This window comes from Thermanaerovibrio acidaminovorans DSM 6589 (genome assembly GCF_000024905.1).
Taxonomy (GTDB): Bacteria; Synergistota; Synergistia; order Synergistales; family Synergistaceae; genus Thermanaerovibrio; species Thermanaerovibrio acidaminovorans.
In genome coordinates, this window is sequence record NC_013522.1 from 206,145 (window position 1) to 221,949 (window position 15,805).

At 64.6% G+C, this 15,805-nt stretch carries 13 protein-coding genes; 4 read left to right on the forward strand and 9 right to left on the reverse strand.

The annotated features are described in order from the left end of the window. Nucleotides 1-17 precede the first annotated feature (17 nt). The 8 genes from TACI_RS00935 to TACI_RS00970 all read right to left on the reverse strand — a co-directional run bounded on the left by TACI_RS00935 (nucleotide 18) and on the right by TACI_RS00970 (nucleotide 9,176). Entirely contained in the window at nucleotides 18-1,574 is a 1,557-nt protein-coding gene (locus TACI_RS00935; protein WP_242601124.1) for a BCCT family transporter, read from the reverse strand. 77 nt (nucleotides 1,575-1,651) lie between these two features. Beyond that, entirely contained in the window at nucleotides 1,652-3,175 is a 1,524-nt protein-coding gene (locus tag TACI_RS00940; RefSeq protein ID WP_012868947.1) for an aromatic amino acid ammonia-lyase, read from the reverse strand. Next, nucleotides 3,172-5,418 (reverse strand): xanthine dehydrogenase family protein molybdopterin-binding subunit, encoded by a 2,247-nt coding sequence (locus TACI_RS00945; protein ID WP_012868948.1) that lies wholly within the window; start codon nucleotides 5,416-5,418, stop codon nucleotides 3,172-3,174. The genes TACI_RS00940 and TACI_RS00945 overlap by 4 nt, the downstream gene beginning before the upstream one ends. 5 nt (nucleotides 5,419-5,423) lie before the next feature. After that, complete coding sequence (locus TACI_RS00950) at nucleotides 5,424-6,245, reverse strand: FAD binding domain-containing protein (protein ID WP_012868949.1); 822 nt, start codon at nucleotides 6,243-6,245, stop codon at nucleotides 5,424-5,426. Then, on the reverse strand, nucleotides 6,242-6,706 hold the full coding sequence (locus TACI_RS00955) for a (2Fe-2S)-binding protein (RefSeq protein ID WP_012868950.1): 465 nt from the start codon (nucleotides 6,704-6,706) through the stop codon (nucleotides 6,242-6,244). The genes TACI_RS00950 and TACI_RS00955 overlap by 4 nt, the downstream gene beginning before the upstream one ends. Before the next feature lie 60 nt (nucleotides 6,707-6,766). Further along, on the reverse strand, nucleotides 6,767-8,167 hold the full coding sequence (locus TACI_RS00960) for an ATP-binding protein (RefSeq protein WP_164925081.1): 1,401 nt from the start codon (nucleotides 8,165-8,167) through the stop codon (nucleotides 6,767-6,769). Then, nucleotides 8,119-8,484 carry a histidine kinase dimerization/phospho-acceptor domain-containing protein gene (locus tag TACI_RS00965; RefSeq protein WP_164925082.1) on the reverse strand — a complete coding sequence of 122 codons (366 nt, stop codon included), beginning with the start codon at nucleotides 8,482-8,484 and terminating at the stop codon, nucleotides 8,119-8,121. The genes TACI_RS00960 and TACI_RS00965 overlap by 49 nt, the downstream gene beginning before the upstream one ends. Nucleotides 8,485-8,498: 14 nt before the next feature. Next, on the reverse strand, nucleotides 8,499-9,176 hold the full coding sequence (locus tag TACI_RS00970) for a response regulator (RefSeq protein ID WP_012868951.1): 678 nt from the start codon (nucleotides 9,174-9,176) through the stop codon (nucleotides 8,499-8,501). 107 nt (nucleotides 9,177-9,283) lie between these two features. On the opposite strand from TACI_RS00970, the gene TACI_RS00975 reads away from it, so the two are divergent. Both TACI_RS00975 and TACI_RS00980 read left to right on the forward strand, forming a co-directional pair. Continuing rightward, entirely contained in the window at nucleotides 9,284-10,414 is a 1,131-nt protein-coding gene (locus TACI_RS00975) for a M24 family metallopeptidase (RefSeq protein ID WP_012868952.1), read from the forward strand. Between the two features lie 84 nt (nucleotides 10,415-10,498). Beyond that, nucleotides 10,499-12,124: an alkaline phosphatase gene (locus TACI_RS00980; protein WP_012868953.1), complete on the forward strand. Its 1,626-nt coding sequence runs from the start codon at nucleotides 10,499-10,501 to the stop codon at nucleotides 12,122-12,124. A 65-nt stretch (nucleotides 12,125-12,189) separates the two neighbouring features. On the opposite strand, the gene yfcC is transcribed toward TACI_RS00980, so the two are convergent. Then, entirely contained in the window at nucleotides 12,190-13,707 is a 1,518-nt protein-coding gene (yfcC, locus tag TACI_RS00985) for a putative basic amino acid antiporter YfcC (RefSeq protein WP_012868954.1), read from the reverse strand. A gap of 136 nt (nucleotides 13,708-13,843) precedes the next feature. Here yfcC and TACI_RS00990 point away from each other — a divergent pair, with 136 nt between their 5' ends. Together TACI_RS00990 and iadA are read left to right on the forward strand one after the other, a co-directional pair. Further along, entirely contained in the window at nucleotides 13,844-14,584 is a 741-nt protein-coding gene (locus TACI_RS00990; protein ID WP_012868955.1) for a GntR family transcriptional regulator, read from the forward strand. Beyond that, nucleotides 14,581-15,753, forward strand: coding sequence for a beta-aspartyl-peptidase (gene iadA / locus TACI_RS00995; RefSeq protein ID WP_012868956.1), 1,173 nt, complete (start codon nucleotides 14,581-14,583; stop codon nucleotides 15,751-15,753). Before TACI_RS00990 ends, iadA begins: the two co-directional genes overlap by 4 nt. Nucleotides 15,754-15,805: the final 52 nt, after the last annotated feature.

The window sequence follows — 15,805 nt, forward strand, 5'->3', positions numbered from 1 at the left end:
TCCCCCCTGTGAACGTATCAGGCCCCCTTGGGAGCCTCCGCTGGATCCGTCTCCTGGTCCACCGGTCCCATGCCCTTCATGATCGCCCTGGCGGTCCCCAGGGCCATGAGGCACATGAAGAAGAGGATGGGGAACCCCGCCACGGTGGCTATCTGCTTGGTGGCGTCGATGCCGGATATCTTGCCGGAGCTGCTCAAGAGGTTGATTATGGCCATTGAGGCCATGGTGATGCCCCAGAAGATCTTCATGGGCGCCGGGGGCTCCTTGCCCTCCAGGTGGCTCCCGGTCATGGACAGGGACGCCACGGTGGTGGTCATGGAGTCGCAGAGGGTGACTATGGAGAGGATCAGCACCGATATGAAGATCCAGGACCAGGCGGTGCCCAGGGGGTAGTTCTTGAGGAAGGAGAAGACCGAGACCTCCAGCCCCGACTTCTGGATGGAATCCCATATCTGGCCCCCGTGTATCTGGGAGTGGATGGCGTTGCCCCCGAAGATGGAGAACCAGAGGAGGCCGAAGGCCGAGGGGAGAACCACGTTGAAGAGCAGGAACTGCCTTACGGTCCTGCCGTAGGAGAGCCGGGCCAGGAACATGCCGATCAGCGGCGCGTAGGCGAGCCATATGGCCCAGTAGTAGACGGGCCACCACCTGGGCCAGGGGCTCCCGTCTATGGGGGACAGGAACATGGTCCGCTCGAAGAAGGAGTCCAGGAAGTGGCCGAAGCTCTGGACCCCCAGGTTTAGGATGAAGCTGGTGGGACCGACAACGAAGAAGAAGAGCATCATCAGGAGGAAGATCTTGGCGTTGTAGTCCGAAAGGATCCTTATGCCCCTCATGATGCCAGAATAGGAGGAGACCACGTATATGGTGACCGTTATGGCGAGCACCGTCGCCCATACGGTTTTGCCGGTCTTGATCCCCGTCAGGGTCTGAAGGCCGCTGCCCGCCTGCATGGCCCCCACTCCAAGCACTGCCGCCACGCCGCCGGCGATGGCAAGGAGGCATATGTTGTCCACCAGTGCGCTTACCGTTCCCCGGGTTCGGTTGCCGAAGAGGGGATAGAGGGTGGAGCTTACCGAGTAGGGGAGCCCCATGTTGTAGGCGCAGTAGGCTATCCCCAGCCCCGCTATGCCGTACATGCTGTAGGGGATGAAGGTCCAGTGGATGAAGGTGGTCACCATGGAGAACATGGCGGCCCCCTCGCTCTGGGGCTTGAGACCCAGCACGTCCGGAGGGCTCATGAAGTGGGTTATGGGCTCCGCTATGCCCCAGAAGAGGATCCCGGTGGCTATCCCGCCGCAGAGGGAGATGCTGAACCACTGCCAGTCGGTAAGGGTCGGTTTGGCATCCTTGCCACCGAACTTTATGTCCCCGTACTTGGAGAACCCGAGGTAGGTGCATATGGCGAGAAACATGACGCTGGACAGCTGAAACAGCCAGCCGAAGTTGACGAAGGCGAACTCCACTATGGCGTTCTCCGCCTTGTAGAACGCCTCGGGGGCCGCAATGCCAAGGGCTATGGCGCCGATGAAGATGGCCGCCATTGGGTAGAATACCTCCTTGCGGACCTTCATGTCTCCGTTTCCTGCTAACATCCCAATCCCTCCTCTCATGTCTCGTAAAGCCCATGGATCGTCGCTTGCAAAACCCCTCAAAGGTCCCGGTAAGCCACCACCTCCCCCAGTGCATCCCTGGATGCCTTAAGCAGACCTCCCCCGGCGATGAGGGCCTGGGCGGAGAGGATGTCGCACGACAGGTCCCGGTCCACATCCAGGAACGCCACCTCCCGCCGGAGACGTTCCAGGGCGGCGGAGGATCCGACGCCGTAGCGGGCGCCCCTCAGGTCCATCCCCTGGGCTGCGTGGATGGCCTCGATGGCCAGGAGGGCCTCCAGCCTCTGGGCGATCTGACCCAGCTGGTCCATCACCATGGGGGTGTTGCACCCCCGGTCCTCCTGGTCCTCCGAGAGGGACTCCACGTCCATGGAGCAGGGGTTGCACAGGTGCCGCACCTCCGCCAACAGGTAGGACAAGGTCTTCTGGATCACCCCGAAGGCGTGGCAGTTGCAGGGATCGTTGTTCAGGAACCGGGGAAGGCCGGTGAACCGGTCGGAGCCTAGCCTCAAGGTCCTCCGGGCCACAGTCTGGGCCAGGTGTCCGAGGGCCACCTTGAGGCCCTCGAAGTGGACCACCCACGGCAGGGGCTCGAACAGGGCGGAGGGGACCACAGTCCCGTCCGGGAACGCCAGGGGGTTGTCGTCCGGGGCGTTGATGTGGGCGGTGAGGACCTTAATGCAACGCCGGATCAGGTCCCTCACGGTCCCGTGGACCATGGCGGAGCAACGGAGCGACAGGGGATCCTGAAGGGACTTCGGGTCATCCCAGATGTAGCTGCCCGCCAGAAGCGACCGGACCGTCTGGGCGCTCCTTTGGGCCCCCGGGGAGGGGTAGAGGTCCATGGCCCTTGGGTCCAGGGGGGAAGGGTTGCCGTGGAAGGCCTCCAGGGTCATGGCGTAGACCAGGTCCGCGGTATCCACGATCCTGCCGATCCGGTCCAGGATCAGGGCCCCCAACGCTTCCCCCAGGGCGTTGGAGGTAACCAGTCCCAACCCGTCCTTGGGCCCCGGCTGAACGGCCTCGAGCCCCATCCGCTCCAGCTCCGGGCCGGAAGGAACCGGCCTGCCATCCTGGATCACTAACCCCTGTCCGGTCATCACCAGCCCCAGGTGCGATAGGCACGCTATGTCCGCCTCCCCCACGGAGCCCCTAAGCGGTATGGCCGGGTGGACCCCCAGGTTTATCATGTCCTTGAGGAGGGTTATGAACCGGGGCGTTATCCCCGTGTAGCCCATGAGGAGGTGGTTCAGCTTGATCACCATCACTGCCCGGGCCTCCTCCAGGTTCCCGTAGGGGGGGAGCCCCACGCAGTGCACCTGAAGCATGTTCATGTTGTAGCGGCAGTAGCTGTCCTTGGTGACCTCCTGGTCCTTGTTTATCCCCACCCCGGTGTTGAGGCCGTATACCTTGGGGTGTCCCCTGTTGGCTATGTCCATCAGCGCCTCCCAGGTGGCGGTGCACCTCTGGAGGGCCTCCGGGTGGATCTCCACCCCCTCCCCCCGGGCCACCGATAGGACCTGGTGGATCGAGATCGGGCGGTCGCCAAGGGTGACGGTCATCGTACGTTCCCTCCATTCATGGCGGAAACTATCCTCTCGGGGGTGAAGGGCAGCTCCGTCATGGAGGTGCCCAGCGCCATGTTCACCGCGTTGCATATGGCGGGGGCCACCGGCACGGTGGCTATCTCCCCAATGCTCTTGGCCCCGAAGGGCCCTCCCTCCTCCCCCTCCTCCACCAGGAGGACCTTCACGTCCGGCATGTCCGGGCAGTTGGGCATGTGGTACCGGCTCAGGGAGCCGCAGAGGGGCCTGCCGGATCGGTCGTACCGGAGCTCCTCGCTGAGGGCCATGCCGATCCCCATCTGGACCCCCCCCAGAATCTGGCCCCGCAGGAGCTTGGGGTTTATGGCCCGGCCCACGTCGTGACAGGCCAGGTAGTCGGTGACCCGCACCAGGCCGGTGAGGGTGTCCACCTCCACCTGGGCGAAGTGGACCCCGAAGGATGCGGGGTTGTCCACCGGGTGGTGGGTTCCATGGGAGGCCAGCTCCAGCTTCAGCTCCCGCAGGGCCCTGGTGGCCAGATCCCGATAGGTCATGGAGGTCCCGTCCAGCTCCAGCCTTCCATCCGCGAACCGGACCCGGCTCGGGTCCCCCTCCAGCCCCGCAAGGCGGAGGAAGGCCTCCGCCATGAGGTCCTTGAGGGACCTTGCGGCCTCCAATACCGCGGATCCGCATACGTAGGTGACCCGGCTGGCCACGCAGCCCACGTCGAAGGGGCTCAGATGGGTGTCCGCCTCGCTCACGAAGACCCTCTCCACCGGCAGCGACAGGGCCTGGGCGGCTATCTGGGTCATGGCGGTCATGGTGCCGTTGCCCAGCTCCTGGAAGGCGCCGCTCACTAGGGCGGAGCCGTCCTCGGCGAGCCGGATGGAGATGCCCATCACGTCTAGGAAGGGGGAGCCGAAGTAGCCGTTCCCGTGGGAGGCGCAGGCGAGCCCCACCCCTTGGACGAACCGGCCCCCCTTGCCATTCTCCAGCTCGTCGCGCCTCTCCGCCCAGCGGAAGGCCTCCATGCCCCGGGTGAGGCAGTCCCTGACCCGGGCGTTACCCAGGTTCGGGGCCCCGGTGGGGTCCGGGTCGAAGGGGTGCACCAGGTTGCGGAGCCTCAGCTCCGCCGGGTCCATCCGGAGGCGCCGGGCCATCAGGTCCATGGCTATCTCGGTTATGGCGTGAATCTGGGGGGATCCGTAGCCCCTGCAGGGCCCGCTGGGGACCGTGTTGGTGAACACCGTGATGCCTAGGAACTCCTGATGGGGGATTCGGTAGAGCCGGAAGGCCTTCTTCCCCATGGCCATGGTTATCCTGTGTCCCCCGGAGGCGTAGGCCCCTGCGTCGCAGATCACGTGGATTCGGCGGCTGAGTATCCTCCCGTCCCGCCGGGCGGTCATGTGAACCTGCCCCACCGTGGCGGCCCGGCTCCTGGTGGAGTTGATGGTCTCCTCCCGGGAGGTGGTTAGGAGCACCGGGCGCCCGGTGAGCAGGGTCATGAGGGCGCATCGGGTCTCCAGGATCACCTCCTGCTTGCCCCCGAATGTGCCCCCCATGGGGGCCTTGATCACCCGGACCCGGCTCATGGGGAGTCCCAGCGCCTGGGAGAGCACGTACCGGACCGCGAAGGGCATCTGGCAGGGGGACTCCACCACCAAGGTGGGGCCATCCATGTAGCTGAGGCAGATGTGGGGCTCCATGGCCCCGTGGTGTACCTTTGGGGTGCTTGCCGTCACCGAGAGGGTCTCGCACTCCTCCTGGTGAACCTCCTCCCCGGCGGATATCCGCCCCTCCAGCCGCCCGGGCCTTGAGTCCAGGAAGGGCCTCTCGAGGGCCTGGTGGATGGACACCACCGGCTCCATCGCCTGACATAGGACCCTGACCCTTAAGGCCGCCTCCGCTGCCCCCTGGGGTGTCCTGGCCAACACCGCCCCGACTATGTCCCCCACGAAGAGGGGCCGGTCGGTGAATATCCTCTCGTCCCTAAGGTCCGTCTGGTCCTCCATGTAGACCGCGCTGTTGAAGGGTTTGAGGAGCGGGTCATCCTGGGGGGTGAATATGCGCACCAGGCCGTCCACCCGGTTGGCTTCAGAGACCTGGAACCCGTGGACCCAGCCGTTGGCCACCGGGCTGGTTATTAGCCTCCCGTGGAGCACGTCGCCGGGGAGCCGATCCGCCAGGAAGCGGAAGGTGCCCCGCACCTTGGCCTCCCCGTCCAGGCGGTTCAGGGGGATCCCAACCTTGCCTTCCCTCAAGGGGCTCACCTCCCGTGAGTCAAAATGCACCTGGCCAGGTCCTCGCCGAGCCCCATTACCGCCCTGCGCTTGTAGGGCATGGAGGCCCTGGTTGGGATCGCCATCTCCACCGCCCTGGAGAGGATCCGGGGGAGTTGCTCCATCAGGTCCCGCCCCTTTAGGGCCAGTATGGCCTCCTCCGCCTGGGGGCACCGGACCGGGGTGGGTCCGATGGCGCCCATGAAGACCCGGCAGACGTTGGAGCCCAGGTCCGCCGCGAAGGCCAGGTTGAGCTTCGATATGGTCACCTGCCGACGGGATCCCACCTTGCCGAAGAAGGATATGTCCCATCGGTTGGTCACCCGGAAGGACACGATCAGGTCCAGCGGGCTCTGGACCACCCGACCCCGGGTGGACAGTAGCCCCTCCAGGGGCTCCAGCCGGGTCATGTGATCCCGGGGGTTCAAGACCTCCACCCGGGCGTCCAGGGCCAGCAACATCGGGACCGCGTCCGCCGCGGGGGAGAGGTTGGCCACGTTGCCCCCCAAGGTCCCCCGGTTCCTTATCTGGGGGGATCCCACCATGGACGCCATGTCCCTGAGCCCTTGGGGGACCGATGCCTGGGCCACCTCCGCGAAGGTGACCCCGGAGCTAAGGAGGATCTGGTCCCCCAGCTGTAGCCTTCGAAGCTCCGGGACCGACGTGAGGTCCACCAGGGGCCCTGGCAGGCCGTGGCGGTTGATCTGGGGCACCAGGTCGGTGCCGCCGGCGATGTAACGGGTCTCCTCCGGCGCGCAGGCGACGGATTTGACCAGCTGGTCCAGGCTGGTGGGCTTCAGGTGAGTCATGATCCCCTAAGCCTCCTGGCGGCGTCCAGCACCGCCTCCACCATGGGGACGTAGCCGGTGCAGCGGCACAGGTTACCCGACAGGGCCTCTGCCACCTGCTCCCTGGTGGGATCCGGGTTTGACGAGAGGAGGGCGTAGGCGGACATGATCATCCCCGGAGTGCAGAAGCCGCACTGGACCGCGTCGTTGTCCACGAAGGCCCGCTGGATCGGGTGGAGTACCCCCATCCTCTCCAGCCCCTCCAACGTGAGGATCTCCGATCCGTGGGCCTGGAAGGCCATCACGGTGCAGGAGGTAACCGGGCGGTGGTCCATGAGGACCGTGCAGGCCCCGCACTCCCCCTCTCCGCACCCCTCCTTTACGCTCCTCATGCCCAGGTTCCGTAGCATGTCCACGAGCCTCTCGGAGGGGGCTGGGGAGTAGGTCACGGGGCTCCCGTTCAGGGTGAACCGTACTGACATGTAAATCCCCCCTTGTACAGGGGGGATCATAGCGCACCTCTGTCAAAACATCGTCAACGGTCAGCGGGCCCTTATGCCTATCCTCTCGTACTGGTCAATCACCTGTTTGGCGAAGTGCTCCACCCGTTCCACCAGCCCATCCGGGTCCGGGGAGGCGCCAACCTTGATGTCCTCCTCCAGCTTGGCCAGGTACTCCCGAGCCCCTGAGTGGCCCACGGTGGCGAACCGGCCCTTCAGCTTGTGCACCACCGATGCGGCACCCGCCAGGTCCCGCCGGTGTAGCAGCATTCGTAGCGTCTCCAGCATCAGGGGGACCCCCTCCTTGAAGAGGGTCAGGGCCCTCTCCATCACCTCCACCTGTCCCATGGCCATGTCGGACAGCACGCTGGTATCCACCTCTGCATTCTGGTCCCCCTGCCCGTCCCGCTCTCCCGTCCCTCCTTTGACTCCGAAGAGACCATCTATGGCGGATTGAAGTTCCATGACCGACACGGGTTTTGTTATGAACAGGTCCATTCCCGCATTGAGGCACCGCTGTTTGTCGTGCTCCATCACGCAGGCGGTTAGGGCCATTATGGTGGTCTTACCCCTCGAGGGATGTCTGGCTTCGATCCGGCGGATCTCCTTGGTTAGCCACACCCCATCTCCCTCTGGCATGTTAACGTCCAGGATGGCCAAGTCGAACCTCTTTTGGAGGAAGAGGTTCAAAGCCTCAATGCCGGTGGATGCGCTGGTGACCTGGTGGCCCATGGAGACCAGCATGGCCTCCACCAGCTCCCGGTTCAGGTTGTCGTCCTCCGCCAGCAGGATGTGGAGTTTCGGCGTGCTGCGGTCCTCCACCTGCTCCTCACCTCCCTGTTCCGTCTTCGAATCCCCCTGCACCAGGGGCAGATAAAGGGTGAAGGTGGACCCCTCCCCGGGGGCGCTCTTGAGGGCCATGGTCCCCCCCATGGACTCCGCCAGTTTCTTGCATATGGCCAGTCCGAGTCCTCGCCCTTTATCCCGGTCCTCCGGGGAGGCCTGGTAGAAGGGGAGGAACACCTTCTCATGTTGGTCCTCCGGGATCCCCCGTCCGGAGTCGATGACCGATATGGCCAGCCGCTGATCCTCCACCTCCGCCTCCACGGAGATCATCCCCCGGTCGGAGAACTTTATTGCGTTGGTGAGCAGGTTCAGCAGGATCTGCCTCACCCGGTCCTGATCGCCGTTTACTAGCTCCGGCACCGACTGGGATACCCGGGTCAGCATCATTATCCCCTTGGATTCCGCCATGGGTGCCACGAACCGGGTGGTGTTGGCGACCAGCTTCCTCAGGTCGTAGGGGACCGCCTTGAGGGCCATCCGGTCCCCGGAGATCTCCGACAGGTCAAGCAGATCGTTGGCGATCCGGAGCAGGTGCCCCGAGGCCTCCCTTATGCACTCCAGCCACCGCCGGTTGGGGGAGGCGGAGACATGAGGCACATCTCCGACATGCCTATTATGTTGCTCAACGGGGTCCTGATCTCGTGGCTTATCTGGGAGATGAGCAGGTCCTGACGCCTCCCGTGGATCATCTCCACCAGGATGAGGAGCTCCCCCTGGGGGAGGGTACAGAGCCTCACGGGCCTGAAGGGGCGCCCCTCCAGGGTCACCGTCCCGTCGGGTTTAAGGGACGATAGCTCCTCCGGGAAGCGGGACAGGATCCGCTCCCCTTCCTGGTTGGCCCCCACCGGGGGGCCGTCAGGGGGCAGGATTATGGCCGGCAGCTCCAGATCCTCCAGGTCCACCTTTAAGGCCATTTCACCTCACCCGCCTATATGGGCTGGTACTTCTTTATGGGGCGCCCCTTTGGCTGGTAGTGGTTCTGGGCTATCAGCCTACCGGTGGATACCAGGGCCTCGCAGTACTTGCGGACCGTTATCCTGGATATTCCTATCTTGTCGGCGATCTCCCCGGCGGAAAGGGGCCGCTCCTCCTGGGAGAGCACGTCCATGATACGCTGGGCCGTGTCCCCCCGCTGGATCCCCGAGGTGGAGTAGAGGTTGAGCCGGCTCTCGGGGTAGAAGACCCGGTCCAGCTGCTCCTGGGCCAGTTCCGCGGGCAGCGAGGCCCGGTAGCGGAACGCGTCCTTGTAGGAGTCCAGGGAGACCCGGAGCCGATCGTAGGAGAAGGGCTTCACTATATAGTCCCAGGCGCCGAGCCTGAGGGCCTCCACCGCGTCCGCCTTCCGGTAGGAGCTGGTTATTATTATCACGTCCGAGTCCAGGTCCTCGTTCCGGATGGTGAGCATCACCTCCTTGCCGTCCACCTCCGGCATGGACAGGTCCAGCAGCACCAGGTCCACCTTGTGGGCCCGGATCTGCTCCAGCGCTTCCCGACCGTTCTGGGCCTGGCCCACCAGGAGGAAGTCCCCCAGGGAGTTCACCAGCCGGCCTATGATGAAGGACACCATGGGGTCGTCCTCGGTTATCAGGGTCCGTACGGGCTTCAAACTAAGCACCCCCTTTAGTTCTGACACCCAATAATATATAGCATAAGTTTCAATATGGCCATAGGGCACCCAAAAAATCCTTTAATGCTCCCCCTTGGGCGGGTGTGATGTATCATTGGAGCATCAATCTGTTGGAGGTGGGGGATTTGAGGCGGGACAGGATCGAAGGGCTTCTCGCGCGGCTTAGTGAGGAGGGGATGGACGGGATCTTCCTTGGTCCATCGGGGGATCTCACGTACCTGACCGGGCTGGAGCTGTTCCCCGACGAGAGGTGCAAGGGGCTGATGGTTTCCGGAGCCGGCTGTTTCGGCCTGGTGCCGCTCCTCTACCGGCAGGAGATGGGGGAGCGGCTGGAGGGGATACCCCTCTTCGTGTGGGACGACCGGGAGGGTTTTTTGGGGGCCTTTGCCCGGGGCTGTGCCTCCCTGGGACTGGTGGGCAAGGTGATAGGGATCAACTCCGGCATGAGGGCGGTGGATCTGATAGAAGCCATGGGGGTTGTGAGGGCCCGCTACGTCAACGGCTCCAAGGTGATGGATCCGTTGCGGCGGGTCAAGGATCCGGGGGAGCTGGATCTCATGAGGTCCGCATCGGAAATGGCTGACCGGGTGATGTGGCGGGTCTTTGAGAGCCTTCGCCCCGGGGTCACCGAGAGACAGGTGCGGGACCTGATCCTGAGGTCCTTTGAGGAGATGGGGGTGGTTCCCTCCTTCGAGCCCATCGTGGCCTTCGGGGCCAACGCCTCCATGCCCCACTACTCGGGGGGCGATGGCGTGGCCCGGGAGGGGGACTGCGCGGTGTTGGACTTTGGGTGCCGTTTCAAGGGCTACTGTTCCGACATGACCAGGACGTTCTTCGTTGGGGATCCATCCGATGAGGCCAGACGGATATATCGGGTGGTGCTGGAGGCTCAACTGGCGGGGCTGGCGGCGGTCCGTACCGGGGTGGAGGCCCAAATGGTGGACCGGGCCGCCCGGGAGGTGATATCCCGGGCCGGTTACGGGGAGTTCTTCCTCAACCGCCTGGGGCACGGGATAGGCCTGGAGGTCCACGAGGGGCCCTACATAGTTGAGGGCAACTCCAACCCCTTGGAGGCGGGGAACGTGTTCAGCGTGGAGCCCGGGATCTACATACCGGGCCTGATGGGGGTCCGGATCGAGGACCTGGTGGCGGTCACCCCCCAGGGGTGCCAGGTGCTCAACTCCTTCCCCAAGGAGTTCATGGTGGCGGGCCGTTGATCTTTCCTTAGCCTTTTGGTTAATATATCGTTACGCTTGTCCTGTAGAGTGGGGGCATCAAAGTCGAGGAGGAGGTAGGTAGGGATGGTTCGAAGGATCCGATGTTGGGTGATGCTGTTGGCCCTGTTGCTGGTGACCGCCCCGGCGGACGCCAGGGCCAGGAACGTCATAGTCCTGATGTGTGATGGCACCGGTGCCACCCACACCACCGTGGCCCGTTGGTACAAGGGGGGTCCCCTGGCCATGGATCAGATGTACGTGGGGCGGGTGCGCACCTGGGGGGCGGAGAGCCTCATAACCGACTCGGCCCCGGCGGCCACCGCCTTTGCCACCGGCCACAAGGCCAGCGACAAGGCCATAGGGGTAATGCCCTGGTCGGTAGCCATGCCCGGCGTGCCGGCGGTCACGGAGGAGACCAAGGCCCGTCCGGTGGCCAGCGTCCTAGAGGCCGCCAAGCTGGCCGGCAAGGCCACCGGTATAGTGGTCACCTCCAACGTGCAGCACGCCAGCCCTGCCGCTTATTCGTCTCACTGGCCCGATCGAAACGATTACAACGAGATAGGGGAGCAGCAGCTGTATTTGGGGATGGACGTGATCTTCGGCGGGGGCAGCCGATACCTTATCCCTGCGGAAAAGGGGGGTGCCCGGAAGGATGGGGAGGATCTTATGGAGGAGGCCCGGCGACTTGGCTACCGGGTGGTGTCCGATCGCTCCGGCATGATGTCGCTGAGCTCCGGCAGGGTTTTGGGCCTCTTTGCCCCGGACGACCTGTCATACGAGTTTGACCGTCCGGTGCTCACCCCATCCCAGCCCTCGCTGTCGGAGATGACCGCCAAGGCCATAGAGATCCTATCCAAGGATCCGGACGGCTTCTTCCTCTTCGTGGAGGGATCCAAGATAGACTGGGCCTCCCACGCCAACGACCCGGTGGGGGTGGTGTCCGACGTGCTGGCCTTCGACGACGCGGTCCTGGTGGCCCTGGACTTCGCCAGGAGGAGCGGGGACACGGCGGTGCTGGTCTTCTCCGACCACGGGAACGGAGGCATGTCGCTGGGCAGCAAGGTCACCGACGCCAGCTACTCCAAGCTGCCGCTGAACGCCCTGGTGGAGCCCTTGAGGCGGGCCAGGCTGACCGGTGAGGGGGTTGAGCGGTTGCTGGGAGACCAGAGGACCGAGTCGGGTATCCGGGAGGTGGTGGCCTCCAACTACGGGATCACGGATCTGACGGATGACGAGGTGAAGGCCATAGCCCAGGCCGAGAAGGGCCGGATGAACTACGTCCTGGGCCCCATCCTATCCAGGCGGAGCCCCATCGGGTGGACCACCAATGGCCACACCGGAGAGGACCTCTTCATAAACTACTATGGTCTCAAGGAGCCGCTCAAGACCATAGAGAACACCGACATAGCCAGGATCTGTGCCCGGGAGATGGGGGTGAACTTGGATGAGGCCACCTCTAGGCTCTTCGTGGACGCCTTTGCCGTCTTCGGCTCCATGGGTGCCTCGGTCAGGTTGGATAAATCGGATCCCAACAATCAGGTCCTGGTGGTGGAGAGGGGCAGGGTCAGGGCTGAGATCCCGCTGAGCAAGAGCACGATGCGCCTTGGCGGCAGGGTTGTTAGCACCGGTGGGTTGTCGGTCCTGTCCCCCATAACGGGCAAGGTCTACGTGCCCCAGCGGGCGGTGGAGGTCTTCAAGGCCGCAATGTAGCGCTTCCAGGTGGCGCTTAAACGAGCGGCCGGGAGGGGCAAGTCCCTCCCGGCCCGCCGTTTCCGCTACTTTAGGCCCATTACGACTCCTCCCACCACGAAGAGGGAGCCGAACAGGAAAAGCAGTCCCTGGAACTTTATTTGCCACCGGGCCCATTGGGTCCAGTCCATCCTGGCGGCGCCAAGGCAGGCCATGAGCACCCCGGAGGTGGGGACTATGAGGTTGGTGAACCCGTCCCCCAGCTGGAAGGCCAGCACCGCCACCTGGCGTGAGACTCCTAATATGTCCGACAGGGGCGCCATGAGGGGCATGGTGAGCGCCGCCTGGCCGGAGCCGGAGACCACGAAGAAGTTGAAGCAGGACTGGAATATGTACATGAGCCAGGCGGAGACCGCCGCGGGCAGCCCCTTGAAGGCCTCGCCGGCGTAGTGAAGCACCGTGTTGAGCACCGTGGGGGTGGATGGGTCGGTGCCGCCTAAGACCAACACGATGCCCTTGGCCATGCCCACCACCAGGGCGGCCCCCACCAGGTCCTCCGCCCCCTTGCGGAAGCTGACGGCTATGTCGTTGACCTTCATGCCCTCCAGTCTGAAGACCACCCCGATGATTCCCGCCACCAGCCCCATTACGAAGAACTGGGTGGCTATCTCCGGGATGTAGTAGCCCTCCTCAACCACGCCCCAGATGACCCACACGATGCCCAGCGCCACGGTGAACACCACCAGACCGTGTCCCAGGGTGAAGTTGCCCCCCCTGGAGCTGTGCTCCGATATGTCCTTGCGGAAGAACTCGTCGGTCTTGTAGGAGATTGAGGAGGTGGGGTTCTCCTTTACCTTCTTGGCGTAGCGAAGCGTGTACCCGATGCCGAAGAGGGTGAAGAAGCTCCACATGGCGATCCTGAAGCCCGCGGCGGACAGGACCGGTATCTGGCTGACCCCCTGGGCTATGGCCACGCTGAAGGGGTTCATCCAGCTGGTGGCGAACCCTATCTGGGTGGCCACGTAGGAGACCAGGATGGCGGTTATGGAGTCGTAGCCCATGGCCACGCACACGGGGCAGAGGATCATCACGAAGGGTATCGCCTCCTCCCCCATGCCGAAGACCGCCCCGCCCAGGGAGAAGAGGACGAAGAGGATCGGCAGGAGGAGGATCTCCTTCCCCTGTAGCCTGCTTATGATGGTCATTATGCCGTTCTCCACCGCTCCGGTCCTCAGTATGATCCCGAAGGCTCCGCCTATGACCAGGATGAAGGCCACCACACCCACGGCGGAACCCCACTTGTCCCCGGACACCAGCCCCTCGAACACGTAGTTGAGGAAGCCCACCTCCCCGCCGGGCTCGAAGAGAGCTATCCCCTTCTTGAGCGGGTTGCCAGATTCGTCCTTCACGATGGTGAAGGACTCGGGCTTTAGCACCGTCCGGGTCTTCTCCTTCCCCGACATGGTGTACTTGATCTCGTGGGTCTCGAACTTGCCCACCGGTACCACGTAGGTTAACGCCGCCATGAAGGCCACCACAAGGAAGATTATGATGTACGTGTCCAGCATCCAAGTGGTCTTGTTCTTAGACTCCGGTCCGCTCATGAACATCCCCCTCTCTCGGTTTTCAGGTCCGCCCACCCCGCAGCGCTTCCCCCCTCCCTGGGGTTGATTTGGGCGTATGGCCCGCTATAATGGATCCAATAATAGCATATTGGATCCATAGATGGGAGGGGGGCAGTTGGAGGATCAACTGGGGGCGATGCAGAAAGTGGAATCCCACGTCCTGTCCCGGATAGTGAGCCGCCGGTACCTGCCGGGGGACCGGCTCACCGAGCCGGCCCTGGCGGAGGAGCTGGGGCTCAGCCGGACGCCGGTGCGGCACGCCCTGTCCGCCCTGGTGTCCGACGGGGTCCTGGTGAGGGAGGAGGGGCGGCGTGGCTACCTGATACCCAGGCTCACCCGGGAGGACATGACGGAGGTCTTCTCCGCCCGGGAGGTGCTGGAGGGCTTCATGGCCCAGAAGGCGGCACTGGCCGCCACCGGGGAGGACATAGGGTGCCTTAGGGCCATCAACGCCAAGGAGGAGGCCCTGGCCAACTTGGGGGACGTGGAGGGCTACTGCGCCGCCAACGACGAGTTCCACATGGCGGTGGCCCGGATGGCGAGGAACGGCTACCTCATGAAGGCCTTCAAGCTGGTCTACTGGAGGAGCCAGCTTTACGTCCACGCCCTGATCGACTTCCTCCCCCCGTCGGAGGACGGGGGATCCCAGAGCCTCCTGGAGCACCGGCGGATAGTGGACGCCATAGAGAGGCGGGATCCGGAGGGGGCCCGGCGGGCGGCGGAGGAGCACCTGAGGAGCACCCGGGGCTACCGGATAGCCTTCGGAGGGCGGGAGGCCCTGTTTCTGGACATGTTCGAAGGGGAGAAGAGACACCGGAGGGGCCGAAGGGCCCCTGGGAGGGAGGATCGGATTTGAGGTCTTATCTTTTGAGAGGCGGGGATGTCTTCTCCCCCGAGCCCCTGGGGAGATGCGATGTGCTCTGCGTGGGGGAGAGGATAGCGGCGGTGGGGGATCTGGGGGGCGTGTGCCTGCCGGACCTGGAGGTGGTGGACGTCTCGGGGCTCGTGGTCCTGCCGGGGCTGATCGACAACCACGTGCACATCCTGGGGGGCGGCGGCGAGGGTGGCCCCGCCACCAGGACTCCGGAGCTGTCGGTGGAGGAGGCCTTCAGGTCCGGAGTCACCACCGTGATAGGGGTACTCGGGACCGACGACGTTACCCGGTCGGTGGCCTCCCTGGTGGCCAAGTCCAGGGGGCTTGCGGCGGAGGGGATGAGCGCCTGGGTCATGGTGGGGTCCTACCAGTTGCCGGTGGCCACCCTGACGGGCAGCATCCGGTCCGACATAGCCCTGGTGGAGGCGGTGATCGGCGTGGGGGAGGTGGCTCTGTCGGACCACCGGTCCAGCCAGCCCTCCTTCGAGGAGTTCGTTCGTCTGGCCGCCGCCGCCCGGGTAGGGGGCATGCTCAAGGGCTTCGGCGGCAAGGTGAACGTCCACATGGGGGACGGGCCCAGGGGGTTGGAGATGCTCCGCCGGGCCGCCCGGGAGACGGAGATACCGGTGGATCAGTTCATCCCCACCCACGTGAACCGGAACCCGAAGCTGTTCGATGAGGCGGTGGCCTACGCCCTGGAGGGCGGGGTGGTGGACCTCACCACCAGCACCACCCCGGTCTTCCTGGCGGAGGGGGAGGTGAAGTGCTCCCTGGGATTGCGGCGGCTTCTGGATGCGGGGGTGCCGGTGGAGCGGATCTGCTTCAGCTCCGACGGACAGGGTAGCCTGCCGGACTTCGACCCGGAGGGTAACCTGCGTGGGCTGACGGTTGGAGGGGTGGGCTCCCTTTGGGAGGAGGTTCGGGACTCGGTCCTGTCCGAAGGGGTGCCGCTGGAGAGGGCGGTCCCGGTGGCCACCTCTTCCCCCGCCCGTTTCCACCGGCTGCCCCGGAAGGGTTCGGTGGCGGAGGGCTTCGACGGGGACCTGTTGGTGGTGGACCAGGACCTCCGGCCGGTCCACGTGATGAGCCGCGGCTCCATGGCGGTTAGGGATCGGGAGCTAATCATGCGGAGTACCTTCAGCCGCCGCTGAGGCCCGGATGCGGCCCGGGGGCCCATGGGGCCCCCGGGCTTGATTTGATCTC